Source organism: Stenotrophomonas sp. P5_B8 (assembly GCF_054049855.1).
The window spans coordinates 1-11,537 of the sequence record NZ_JBFULO010000093.1; the positions used below are offsets into that span (position 1 = coordinate 1).

General features: G+C 68.3%; 13 protein-coding genes. 6 read left to right on the forward strand and 7 right to left on the reverse strand.

Translation table 11 applies throughout. The annotated features are described in order from the left end of the window. Positions 1-142: 142 nt before the first annotated feature. The 4 genes from ACXJKH_RS07545 to ACXJKH_RS07560 all read right to left on the reverse strand — a co-directional run bounded on the left by ACXJKH_RS07545 (position 143) and on the right by ACXJKH_RS07560 (position 3,370). Positions 143-1,354 (reverse strand): OprO/OprP family phosphate-selective porin, encoded by a 1,212-nt coding sequence (locus ACXJKH_RS07545; protein WP_457318962.1) that lies wholly within the window; start codon positions 1,352-1,354, stop codon positions 143-145. Positions 1,355-1,532: 178 nt separating this feature from the next. After that, positions 1,533-2,222, reverse strand: a complete 690-nt coding sequence (gene nth / locus ACXJKH_RS07550) for an endonuclease III (RefSeq protein ID WP_457318963.1) — start codon at positions 2,220-2,222, stop codon at positions 1,533-1,535. Then, positions 2,222-2,584, reverse strand: a complete 363-nt coding sequence (locus ACXJKH_RS07555; protein ID WP_457318964.1) for a hypothetical protein — start codon at positions 2,582-2,584, stop codon at positions 2,222-2,224. The genes nth and ACXJKH_RS07555 overlap by 1 nt, the downstream gene beginning before the upstream one ends. A 3-nt stretch (positions 2,585-2,587) precedes the next feature. After that, positions 2,588-3,370 (reverse strand): enoyl-CoA hydratase/isomerase family protein, encoded by a 783-nt coding sequence (locus ACXJKH_RS07560; protein WP_457318971.1) that lies wholly within the window; start codon positions 3,368-3,370, stop codon positions 2,588-2,590. A gap of 183 nt (positions 3,371-3,553) precedes the next feature. Here ACXJKH_RS07560 and ACXJKH_RS07565 point away from each other — a divergent pair, with 183 nt between their 5' ends. The 3 genes from ACXJKH_RS07565 (at position 3,554) to ACXJKH_RS07575 (ending at position 6,076) form a co-directional block, all read left to right on the forward strand. Continuing rightward, positions 3,554-4,255 (forward strand): FKBP-type peptidyl-prolyl cis-trans isomerase N-terminal domain-containing protein, encoded by a 702-nt coding sequence (locus ACXJKH_RS07565; RefSeq protein ID WP_256777278.1) that lies wholly within the window; start codon positions 3,554-3,556, stop codon positions 4,253-4,255. A gap of 106 nt (positions 4,256-4,361) precedes the next feature. Continuing rightward, positions 4,362-5,174, forward strand: a complete 813-nt coding sequence (locus ACXJKH_RS07570) for a CoA pyrophosphatase (protein WP_256777277.1) — start codon at positions 4,362-4,364, stop codon at positions 5,172-5,174. Continuing rightward, positions 5,171-6,076, forward strand: coding sequence for a sulfurtransferase (locus ACXJKH_RS07575; RefSeq protein ID WP_457318965.1), 906 nt, complete (start codon positions 5,171-5,173; stop codon positions 6,074-6,076). The genes ACXJKH_RS07570 and ACXJKH_RS07575 overlap by 4 nt, the downstream gene beginning before the upstream one ends. Positions 6,077-6,114: 38 nt before the next feature. Here ACXJKH_RS07575 and ACXJKH_RS07580 read toward each other — a convergent pair whose 3' ends face one another. Beyond that, positions 6,115-6,684, reverse strand: a complete 570-nt coding sequence (locus ACXJKH_RS07580) for an N-acetylmuramoyl-L-alanine amidase (protein WP_256777275.1) — start codon at positions 6,682-6,684, stop codon at positions 6,115-6,117. A gap of 58 nt (positions 6,685-6,742) precedes the next feature. Between ACXJKH_RS07580 and ACXJKH_RS07585 the strand changes: the two genes are divergently transcribed. The 3 genes from ACXJKH_RS07585 (at position 6,743) to ACXJKH_RS07595 (ending at position 10,137) form a co-directional block, all read left to right on the forward strand. Beyond that, entirely contained in the window at positions 6,743-7,270 is a 528-nt protein-coding gene (locus ACXJKH_RS07585; protein ID WP_457318966.1) for a hypothetical protein, read from the forward strand. A gap of 171 nt (positions 7,271-7,441) precedes the next feature. Further along, positions 7,442-9,586 carry a bifunctional 23S rRNA (guanine(2069)-N(7))-methyltransferase RlmK/23S rRNA (guanine(2445)-N(2))-methyltransferase RlmL gene (rlmKL, locus tag ACXJKH_RS07590; RefSeq protein WP_457318967.1) on the forward strand — a complete coding sequence of 715 codons (2,145 nt, stop codon included), beginning with the start codon at positions 7,442-7,444 and terminating at the stop codon, positions 9,584-9,586. A gap of 14 nt (positions 9,587-9,600) precedes the next feature. Further along, the gene (locus ACXJKH_RS07595) at positions 9,601-10,137 is read left to right on the forward strand and encodes a GNAT family N-acetyltransferase (protein ID WP_457318968.1); all 537 of its coding nucleotides are present in this window, start codon (positions 9,601-9,603) and stop codon (positions 10,135-10,137) included. A gap of 267 nt (positions 10,138-10,404) precedes the next feature. On the opposite strand, the gene ACXJKH_RS07600 is transcribed toward ACXJKH_RS07595, so the two are convergent. After that, entirely contained in the window at positions 10,405-10,740 is a 336-nt protein-coding gene (locus ACXJKH_RS07600; RefSeq protein ID WP_457318969.1) for a DUF3325 domain-containing protein, read from the reverse strand. Further along, on the reverse strand, positions 10,737-11,537 hold an 801-nt coding region (locus ACXJKH_RS07605), incomplete at its 5' end, for a PepSY domain-containing protein (protein WP_457318970.1). The genes ACXJKH_RS07605 and ACXJKH_RS07600, both read right to left, overlap by 4 nt.

Sequence of the window (11,537 nt, forward strand, 5' to 3'; positions counted from 1 at the left end):
CAGGTAGAGCCACCCCATGGGCGGCTGCGCGCGGTGCCTGAGCGGAGCGCAGCCACCCATGGAGTGGCTCTATCGGTGCCGGGCACGAAAAAAGGGCGCAGCCCAAGCTGCGCCCTCCCTGTCATACGGTTGCCGCAATCGCTTACCAGAAGAACTGCAGGCGCGCTTCCAGGATGTTCGGGTCGTCGTTGACGAACGTGCGGCTGGCGGAGCTGTACTTCTTGCTGTCCACCATCACGTAGTTCAGCGCGAACTTGGTGTTGGAGCGCCAGTAGTAGTTCACGCCCACGGTCCAGATATCCATCTTGCCGCCGAGCACGCCATCGACGATCGGCGGGCGACCGGCAACCGGGTTGGCGGCCAGGTTGCCGTCATTGAGGTCCATGTGGTCGTAGCGCGCGCCCAGCTGCCACATGCCCGAGGCCGGCTCGTCCGGCAGGCCGGTGGTCGGCACGCCACCCTTGTAGCCCCAGCTTTCGCCGGTGATGTTCCACAAGCCGCTGACGTAATAGCCATCGCTGGTGTAGTTGTCGTGCGAGTAGCGCTTGGCCTTGCTGTTGTAATACTCGGCCTGGGCCTTGAACGGGCCGCCGATGTACATCGCTTCGGCGCCCATCGTGCTCACGCGGTCGGTGTCGACCAGGTTGCCGCTGTCGACCAGGCGCGCGGTGGCCAGGTCGGCGTTGGGACGGGCGCGCACGCGCAGGGTGTCAGCGTCGGTGTCGTACTCGACGTAGCTCAGGCCGAAATGCAGGACCTGGCCCTTCTCGTTGATCGGTGCCCAGGTGCCACGCGCGCCGTAGCCGCTGCCGTGGGCCAGATTGCGGGTCAGCTCGCGGCCGAAGGCGCTGGCGGTGACCGACCAGTTGTTGTCGCCGATGCTGTAGGCGCCACCGAGGCGGCGGGCCACCGCGTAGGTGTTGGTGACCGCAGCCTTGGAGATGAAGTCGTTGTTCTTGGTGCTGGACAGTTCTTCCAGGCTGTTGGGCTGCTTGAACTGGCCGAACTGAACGAAGTGGTTGGCGTTGCCGGCCAGCTTGTACTTCAGGTTGGTGTCCAGGAACTTGTCGGCCTTGGCGTCATAGCCCACCACCCACTCGATGTTGCCCGGGCCCTTGCCCTTGAGCACCAGCTCGGCGCGGCGCAGCTCGAATTCGCTGTTCTTGCCGTTGCCGGCGTCACCGCCGTTGAGGTCGGTCAGGTCGTTGTCGAACCAGTTGCCGTCGGCCTGGACCAGGCCTTCGAAGGTGATCTCCGAGCCGCCGATCACATCGATGGCCACTTCGGCGTGTGCGGCCGGGACGAACAGCGCAGCCGCAACGGCCGCAGTCAGGAGTTGGCGATGCAGTTTCATGGAGAGCCTTGCAGGCAGGTGGGAAGATGCTGCGCAGGCTAATTAGTGAAGATTGCGTAAATATGACAGTTTCGGACAAACCGACGGCCGGCCGGGGCCCGGCCACGTCTGGGCCTGCCATTGATGACCGACGCAGATGACGGCGGGGTTGCGTGAATATGGCAGTCGCGACCGCGGCTCAGGCGGCGGTCTTCTGCTTGAACCGGCACAGGTCGCGGATCACGCACTGCGGGCAGTCCGGTTTGCGCGCCTTGCACACGTAGCGGCCGTGAAGGATCAGCCAATGGTGTGCATCGCGCAGGAACTCGGTCGGTATCACCTTGACCAGCAGGTCCTCGACCGCGCGCACATCCTTGCCCGGGGCCAGCCCGGTGCAGTTGGACACGCGGAAGATGTGGGTGTCCACCGCCATCACCGGTTCGCCGAAGGCAGTATTGAGCACGACGTTGGCGGTCTTGCGGCCGACGCCGGGCAGCGCTTCGAGCGCGGCGCGGTCGCGTGGTACCTCGCCGCCATGCTGCTGTACCAGCAGCGCGCACGCGGCGATCACGTTCTTGGCCTTGGCGTTGTACAGGCCGATGGTGGCGATGTACTTCTTCAGGCCGTCCTCGCCCAGGTCGAGAATCGCCTGCGGCGTGTTGGCGACCGGGAACAGTTTGCGGGTGGCCTTGTTGACGCCCACGTCGGTGGCCTGCGCAGACAGCGTCACTGCGACCAGCAGTTCGAACGGCGAGCTGTACTCGAGCTCGGTCTTCGGGTGTGGATTGAGCTCGCGCAGACGCGTGAACATTTCAATCACGTCGGCGCGGGGCATGCGCGCGCTGCGCGGCGCAGGCTTGGCCGTCGCGGGTTTTTTCACGGTACTCATCAGGCGGTTTTTCCAGCGGCCTTGGCTTTGGCGCGCGCCAGGATCGCGGCGGCGGCGGGCGGCAGGGCGGGTTTCAATGCGGGGGTGGGCGCGGGGGGCGCGCGCCGCGCGTCACGTTCGGCGGCGCGACGCGCCAGCCGCTGGCTGCGATGGCGGTAGCGCGCGCGCGCGGCCCAGGCGCGTTGCAGTTGTTGCTGGGTCTGCAGCAGGCGCGCAGCCAACTCGGGGTGTCCGGGCAGCAGGTCGGCGTCACCGTGCTGCGGAACGTAGTCCATCAGCCCGGCGTCGAGCGCGGCGTCGAGGTCGCCATCGAGCACCAGTTGCAGCAGGCGCGCGGGCAGGGTGGGATCGGCGTGCGGCATGGTTCAGCGGTTCTGGAACACCGGCGGGCGCCGGGCAAGGAACGCCGAGGTGCCTTCGCGCATGTCTTCGGTGGCGAACATCAAACCAAACTGCGCGCTCTCGTATTCGAGCCCTTCGCCCAGCGCGCATTCGCCGCCGACGTGGATCGCGTCAAGAATGCCGCGCAGCGCCAGCGGCGCGGCCGTGGCCAATTGCGACGCCACTGCGTCCACGCGCGCGTCCAATGCCTCCACGCCGACCACTTCATTGACGATGCCCAACTGCAGGGCGCGCGCGGCGTTGATCGGGCTGCCCAGCAGGCACAGTTCCAGCGCGGCGGCGCGGCCGCACAGGCGCAGCAGGCGCTGGCTGCCGCCGAAGCCGGGAATCAGCCCCAGATTGATCTCCGGCTGGCCCACCTTGGCGGTTTCGACGGCGATGCGCAGGTGGCAGGCCATGGCCAGTTCCAGGCCCCCGCCCAGCGCAAAACCGTTGATCCGGGCGATCACCGGCTTGGGCATGCGCTCGATGCGGCGCATCAATTGTTGGCCCAGCAAGGAGAAGTCACGTCCCTGAACCGGGCTCAGTCCGTTCATTTCGGCGATGTCGGCACCGGCCACGAAGGCCTTCGGGCCGGCGCCGGTCAGCACCACCACGCGCACTTCGGGGTCGGCGGCGGCAGCGGCGAATGCGGCGTCCAGGCCTTGCAGCGTGGCCCGATCGAGGGCATTGAGCTTGTCCGGCCGGTTTACCGTCACGGTGCGGACGGCGCCGGCATCGGCAACGTGGACAGGATCGGGGGCGATGGGGGTGTCGGCCACGGCGGGGCTCCTGAAAAACGTTAAAAAAAAGTGATGTTGAACTCTTGAAACGAAGTCAGGTCAGAGCCTGCGTCGTTAGTGGCGAATCAACGTTGCGGCGGCTATCCTAACCCGTCGCCTCAGGGCGGCCCAACGCGTCCTGAGTTACCACCCCTGGAGAAAAGTTTGATGAAGTTGCGTTCTATCGCGGTCGCCGTCGCGGCCCTGGCCCTGACGGGCAATGCCTTCGCCCAGGACACCTCGTCCGAAAAGGGCAAGCTGAGCTATTACTTCGGTTACGACTACGGTAACAACCTGGCTGAACTCACCGCACGCGGCGAGCAGCTGGACATCAACTCGGTGGTGAAGGGCCTGCAGGATGCCTACGCCAAGAAGCAGCCGTCGATCACGGCCGAGCAGTTGAAGCCCGCCGTCGAAGCCTTCCAGAAGCGCGAGCAGGGCCGTGCCCAGGCCGCCAAGGCCGAGTACGAGAAGGCTGCCGCCGAGAACAAGACCAAGAGCACCCAGTTCCTGGCCACCAACAAGGCCAAGGCCGGCGTTCAGGCGCTGCCGAGCGGCGTGCAGTACCGCGTGATCGAAGCCGGCAAGGGCGCCAAGCCGACCCAGGCCAGCACCGTGCAGCTGGAAGTCGCCGGTCCGTATCCGTACGGCACCCGTCCGGCCGATGCCCGCCCGGCGCAGCAGATTCCGTCGATCAAGGTCAGCGAAGTCGAAATGAAGGCCATGCGCGAAGTGCTGCTGCAGATGCCGGCCGGCTCGAAGTGGGAAGTCACCCTGCCGCCGGAACAGGCCTACGGTGCCGACCCGCGTACCCCGTTCCCGCCGAACGTGGCCGTGCAGTTCGAAATCAAGCTGATCAGCGTCAAGTAAGAACAGCGTTACACCCCAGCGCGCCGGTAGTTTCTACCGGCGCGTTTTTGTTTCCGGCATAAACGGGTACCGCCGCATCCGCGTCCAATGGCGTTACTGTTGTCCGGTGACTATCTGCGAACATTCCACCCATGCCATACCCACGCCCTGCATCGGTCTGTGCGCACTGGATCGCGCCGGTTACTGCCAGGGCTGCCTGCGCAGCGTGGATGAAATCACCCGCTGGTCAACCATGAGCCGATACGAACAGAACCACGTCATGCAGCACACGCTGCCGCTGCGCGAGCAGTTGCGGCAGGCACTGCGTGGCTCGCCGGTGGAACACGAGCGCCTGCTGCGCGCGCTGCATCCACTCGACCAGCCGCCCACCGGCGATGGCTGGAACCGCAGCGAACTGATCGACCTGTTGCCGCCCGGCCCGCCGGTCGAGGCGGCGGTACTGGCCGGCATCGTGCCGCGGGCCGGCGGTGCGCAGGTGATCCTCACCCGCCGCACCGAAACCCTGCGCCATCACGGCGGGCAGGTCGGTTTTCCCGGGGGGCGCACCGAGCCGGACGATCGCGATGCAGTGGCTGCGGCGCTGCGCGAGAGCCAGGAAGAAATCGCGCTGCCGCCCGAACAGGTACAGGTGCTGGGTTACCTGGATCCGTTCGTGACCATCACCGGTTACCGGGTGATGCCGGTGGTGGCGGTGATCGATCCTGCCTTCGTGGCGGTGCCGCAACCGGAGGAGGTCGCCGACGTATTCGAAGTGCCGCTGGCCTATCTGATGGAGCCGGCCAACCTGCACCAGATCGAGATCGAACACCGCGGGCGCATCCGCCACGTCCTGGAATATGGCTGGCCAGGGCAGCGCATCTGGGGTGCCACCGCCGCCATCCTCTACAACCTGCGTCGCCGCCTGGAGCAGACCCCATGAATGCCGACATCCCTGCCTGGACCACCGTGGTCGATGTGGCCAGCCTCAACGCCGTGCTGGGGCAGGAGCACACCCGCGTGATCGACGCACGCGCCACCGCCAGCACCGCGATTCGCGTGGTCGACGCGCGGTTCGCGCTGGCCGATCCGCAGTCCGGCGCGCAGGCCTACGCGCAGGGACATATCCCCGGTGCGCTGCATGCCGACCTCAATCGCGACCTGGCCGACATGGGCAAGGTCGGTCACGGCCGCCACCCGCTGCCGGACGAGGCCGTGTTCGCYGCCACGCTGGGCCGTTGGGGCATCGCCGCCGATACCCAGGTGGTGGTCTACGACGCCGCTGACGGCAGCATGGCCGCCGCACGGCTGTGGTGGCTGCTGCGCCTGATCGGGCACCGCCGGGTGGCGGTGCTCGACGGCGGCCTGGCCGGGTGGCAGGCCGCCGGCCTGGCGGTGACCACCGACATTCCCGTCGTCGCCCCCGTGCCGACCTATCCGGGCCGGTTCGATCGCGACCAGATCGCCTCGGTCGGCGAAGTCGCCGCGCGTCTGAAGCACGCGCCGGGCTGGTTGCTCGACGCGCGCGCGGGCGAACGCTTCCGCGGCGAAGTGGAACCGCTGGACCCGGTCGCCGGGCATGTGCCGGGCGCAGTCAATCGTCCGTTCGCGCTCAACGTGCATGACGGACGCCTGCGCACCGCCGCGGATCTGCGCGCGGCGTTGCAGCCGGTGATCGGCACGCACCCGCCCGAGCAGGTGGTGCTGATGTGTGGTTCGGGCGTCACCGCCTGCCACTTGCTGCTGGCGATGGAAGTGGCGGGCCTGGCCGGCGCGCGCCTGTATGCCGATTCGTGGAGCGGCTGGGTCAGCGATTCCACCCGTCCGGTCGCGACCGGCGCCTGACACCCCGGACCGTCCGAGGGGGGCGTGGCCCGACGCGCTCAGCCGCGCAGTTCGCGCAGCGGCGCGGCCGCCAGCACCCGCGGCCAGGGGAACAGCGGACCGGGGTCGCGCTTGCGCGGCACGCGCCGTTCCGGGTCGTCGCTGGCCACTTCTTCGCGCGTATCCAGCCACTCGTGGCCGGCGATGTGCCGCAGGCCGGGCAGGGCATCGCACAGGTAATGCAGCAGGTCGATCAGTGCGGCGATCTGCGCGTCGGTGTAGGGCTCGTCCATGGCCTGGTGGCGCGAGTCCAGCCAGTGCGGGTAGCGGCCGCGGTTGACCAGTTCGATACCGATCGAGCGCGGGTTGTAGCCGCTGACGTGGTGCGCTACGCGGTCCAGCGCCACGTACTGCACGATGCGGCCATCGCGGTCGATGTAGAAGTGGCCGCTGTTGCCGCTGCCACTGGCGTACAGCACGCGCTCGCCGTAGTCGCGCGCCATTGCCAGATCCGGAAGTTCGGTGCAGTGGATCACCACCAGATCAACCTGTTCCGGCGCACGCGCGGCCAGGCGATCCTGGTAGGGCAGGGGCTGCAGATCGATCAGGGGTGGGACGCGCTGGGGCATGCGCCGATGCTAGCATTCAGGGCATGACTGCCTACATCGAATCCCACCCGGTGCGCGCATGAGCCGCGGCCACTGCATCCTTTCCCACGGCTTTGAAAGCGGCCCGGACGCCACCAAGGTGACCGCGCTGGCCGAGGTCGCCCAGCGCCTGGGATGGACCCACGAACGCCCGGACTACACCGACCTGGATGGCATGCGCGAGGTCAGCAGCGTCGGTGACGTGCGCGCCCGCCTGCAGCGCCTGCTCGGTCGGGCCGCCACGGCCGCCGAGCGCGGCCCGGTGGTGCTGGCCGGTTCCAGCCTGGGCGCCTACATCGCGGCGATCGCCTCGTTGCAGGTGCCCACCGCCGGCCTGTTCCTGATGGTGCCGCCCACCACGATGGGCCCGATGCCGCCGCTGGACGCCGCCCGCGTGCCCACCAGCGTGGTCCACGCCTGGCACGACGAGCTGATTCCGCCGGCACAGGTCATCGCCTGGGCACAGGCGCGCTCGGCGCGGCTGCTGCTGGTGGATGACGGGCACCGGTTGAACAACCACGTCGCGGCCTCGGCGAAGGCGTTCGAGGAACTGCTGCTGTCGCTTTGAGGGCGTAAGGGCCGGGGTGCTGGGAGATCGTGGCGAGCCGGCCAGCGGCCGGCACTCCCCTGGCAAGGCGTTCCCGGCCGCCTCACGTACAATGCCCATCCCGGCCCTCGCGCCGGACTGCTTGCCGTGCCCGTGGGCACCCCCTTTCCGCTGACCTGCGATACCGATTCCGTGAAATTCTTTGTTTCCTGCGCCAAGGGCCTGGAGTACCTGCTCGCCGACGAACTGCTGGCGCTTGGCCTGGAGAAGGCCACCGCCACCATTTCCGGTGTGAATGCCGAGGGCGAGCTGCCGCAGGCGCTGCAGGTCGTGCTGTGGTCGCGCCTGGCCAGCCGCGTACTGTGGCCGCTGACCGAGTTCGACTGCCCCGACGAAGGTTCGCTGTACCAGGGCGTGGCGGCGATGGCGTGGGAAAAGCACATCAGCCCCGAGCTGACCCTGTCGGTGGACGCGCACGTGTCCGGTACCGAGATCACCCATGCGCGCTTCGCCGCGCAGCGGGTCAAGGACGGCGTGGTCGACAGCCTGCGGTCGCAGGGCCTGGAGCGTCCATCGGTGAACACCGAGTTCCCCGACGTGCGCATCAACCTGTCGCTGCGCAAAGGCCGGGCCACCATCTCCATCGACCTGGGCGGCGGCCCGATGCACCGCCGTGGCTGGCGCATGGCGCAGAACGAAGCGCCGCTGAAGGAAAACCTGGCCGCGGCCGTGCTGCTGCGCGCCAACTGGCCGAAGATCCACCGTGAAGGCGGCGGCCTGCTCGACCCGATGTGCGGCAGCGGCACGCTGCTGATCGAAGGCGCGCTGATGGCCGCCGACGTCGCCCCGGGCCTGCAGCGCCACGGCAGCATTCCGCCGAGCCGCTGGCTGGGCTTCGACCGCGATGCCTGGAACACCCTGATGGCCGCGGCGCGCGAGCGCGAAACCGCCGGCCGCACCGCGCTCAAGCAGGTCATCCACGGCAGTGACATCGACCCGCATGCGATCCGCGCCGCCAAGGAAAACGCGGAAACCGCCGGCGTTGCCCATGCGATCTGGTTCGGCGTGCGTGACATCACCGACGTGCAGGTGCCGCCGCAGGAAACCGGCTGCGTGGTCTGCAACCCGCCCTACGACGAGCGCCTGGCCGCCGATGCGGTGCTGTACCGCCGGCTGGGCGATGCGCTCAAGCGCGCGGTGCCGCAGTGGCGCGCCAGCCTGCTGTGCGGCAGTGCCGACCTGGCCTTCGCCACCGGCCTGCGCGCCAGCAAGAAATACCAGCTGTTCAATGGCGCCATCGAGTGCGCGCTGATCGTCTGCGACCCGATCGCCGTGCCGCAGCGCGAAAACGCCAGCCAGCCGCGTGAGCTCAGCGAAGGCGCGCAGATGGTGGCCAACCGCCTGCGCAAGAACATCAAGAAGTTCAAGAACTGGCGCGCCCGCGAGGCCATCACCTGCTACCGCGTCTACGACGCCGACCTGCCTGAGTACGCGGCCGCCATCGACGTGTATGAAGAAGATGCCGGCGCGGGCCGCACCTTCCTGCACGTGCAGGAATACGCCGCCCCGGCGACCATCCCCGACGTGGACGTGCGCCGCCGTCGCAACGAGCTGCTGTCGGCCGCGCGCGAGGTGTTCCAGGTGCCTGCCGAGCAGGTCGCGCTGAAATCGCGCGAACGCGGCAAGGGCGGCAGCAAGTACGGTCGTTTCGAACAGCGCGGCGAGTTCGTGCTGGTCCGTGAGAACGATGCGCTGCTGCGCGTGAACCTGTTCGACTACCTCGACACCGGCCTGTTCCTGGACCATCGCCCGCTGCGCTGGCACATGGCCCAGGAGGCGATCGGCAAGCGCTTCCTCAACCTGTTCTGCTATACCGGCGTGGCCAGCGTGCAGGCCGCGGTGGCCGGTGCCGCCTCGACCACCAGCGTGGACCTGTCCGGCACCTACCTGCAGTGGTGTGCCGACAACCTGGCACTCAATGGCAAGGGCGGCAGCGCGCACCAGCTGATCCAGGCCGATGCACTGGCCTGGCTGGAAGCCGAGCGCCATCGCTTCGACGTGATTTTCTGCGATCCGCCGACCTTCTCCAATTCCGCGCGTGCCGAAGATTTCGACGTGCAGCGCGAGCACGTGCGCCTGCTGCGTGCGGCCGTGGCGCGGTTGAGTCCGGAGGGCGTGCTGTACTTCTCCAACAACTTCCGCCGCTTCAAGCTGGACGAAGAAGCGATCAAGGAATTCGCCGAGTGCAAGGAGATCTCCGCCGACACCATCGGCGAGGATTTCGAACGCAACCCGCGCATCCATCGCGCCTGGGAACTGCGCCGCTACGGCGCATGATGGACGGGGCTGCCATGGACGACAGCGCCCTCCACGCCGACGGACTCGTCCTGCGTCCTTTCGAGGATGTCGATGCCGTCGGTTTCGCTGCGGCGGTGCGCGAGTCGGCCGCCGGCATGCAGCGTTGGATGCCGTGGTGCTCGGTCGATTACAGCGCCGACCAGGCGCTGCAATGGTTCCAGGCCTGCCGCGAGGGCATGCTGGCGGCGACGGCGTACGAGTACGGCGTCTTCGACCAGCGGACGGCCGCATTCGTGGGCGGCGCCGGATTGAACGCGATCCGGCACGATCATCGCTTCTGCAACCTGGGCTACTGGGTACGGCAGTCACGGCAGGGCGAAGGCATCGCCACGCGCGTCGTGCAGGCACTGGCGGCCCAGGCGTTCGGGCCGCTGCAGCTGCAGCGGGTGGAAATCATCGTGGCGGTGGGCAACCTGGCCAGCGAACGGGTGGCGGTGAAATCCGGTGCGCTGCGCGAAGGCGTGGCCCGCAACCGGCTGGTCATCGATGACCGCCCCGCACCGGCGCACGTGTTCTCCCTGGTGCCCTGACCGGGTAACCCCGTTGCGCCGGCCACAGCCCGGCACGGCGTGCAGATCCCTGATCCGTCACGCCTGCCCGGCGGCTGGGTGAGCCCGTAGAGCCGACCGTTGGTCGGCTGCTGTCCGCGCAACACCGATCACCGGGCACAGCCCGGCACCGCGTGAAGATCCCTGATCCGTCACGCCTGCCCGGCGGCGGGTGACCCCGTAGAGCCGACCGTTGGTTGGCTGCCGTCCGCGCAACACCGATCACCGGGCACAGCCCGGCACTACGAGTCAGCGCGCGACCAGCGCCACCGCCAGCCCCACCACCGGCAACGCCCACGCCAGCGGCGCGATCCAGCGCGGCCGGAACGGGTACAGCCCAAAGGCGATCAGCATGCCGCTGACCGTCATCGCGCCCAGCCACACCACCGGGCCGGCGGCCCAGCCGTGGTCCCACACGCACAGCGCGAACGCCAGCGTCAGCAATGCCCAGCCCAGCGATCGCCACAGGCGCATGCGTGCCGGCGTGGCCGCCGCCTTGCCGTGCAGGTCGAGCTGGTGCTTGTCCATCGCCAGCGACAGCGCGGTGAACGCGGAGAAACTCACGGTGATGGCCAGCAGCATCATGCGTTGACCTCCGCGCCCGCGCTTTCCCGGGCCTTGGCCGCCGCCGCCGCCGCGGCCTGGCGCTTCTTCTTCTCGGCCGCGCTCAACGCCGGCTGCCAGCGCTGCATGCGCAGGCCGCAGTACGCCAGCATCGCACCGAAGGCGAGCATCATCAGGTCGAACCCGGCCAGCACCCAATCACCGTTGCGCAGGGTCACGCCCAGATGCGCCTGCGTGGTGAGCGCATTGAGCACCGGAATCAACGCGAACAGCGCCGCGCCCAGGTACAGCTGCCATGCCCACATCAACCGCTTGGGCCAGATGAAGGCGGCCAGCAGCGCCGCGCCCCACGCGTAGAAAAATACGTTGGCTTCGGCGTCGGAACGCTCGGCCATCTGTACCGGCAGCAGCCGGTTGCCCCAGAAATAGGCGGCAAACGCGATCGGCAGGCCGGCCACCGCGCCGATGTTGAGCGCATCGACCAGGCGCAGGCCGAAGCCGATCTTCCCGGACTTGGCATGCTTGGGACGTTCCTTCACCGCCCACAGCACCACGCCGCTGGCCACCATCAGGCAGCCGATCAGCCCGGACACGAAGAACAGCGCGCGCAGCCCCCAATCGGCGAAGCGCGCCAGGTGCAGGCCGTACATCACCCCGCGGGTCTGGGTGGCGCCACCGGACAGCGGGCTGGCCTCGATCAGTTCGCCGCTCACCGCGTCATAGCGCAGCGACGGGGTATCCACCGACAGGCGCTTGCCGTCGCGCTGGTACACATCGATCACCGCGTTGGCGCCACCGGGGTGGTACAGGGTGAACCC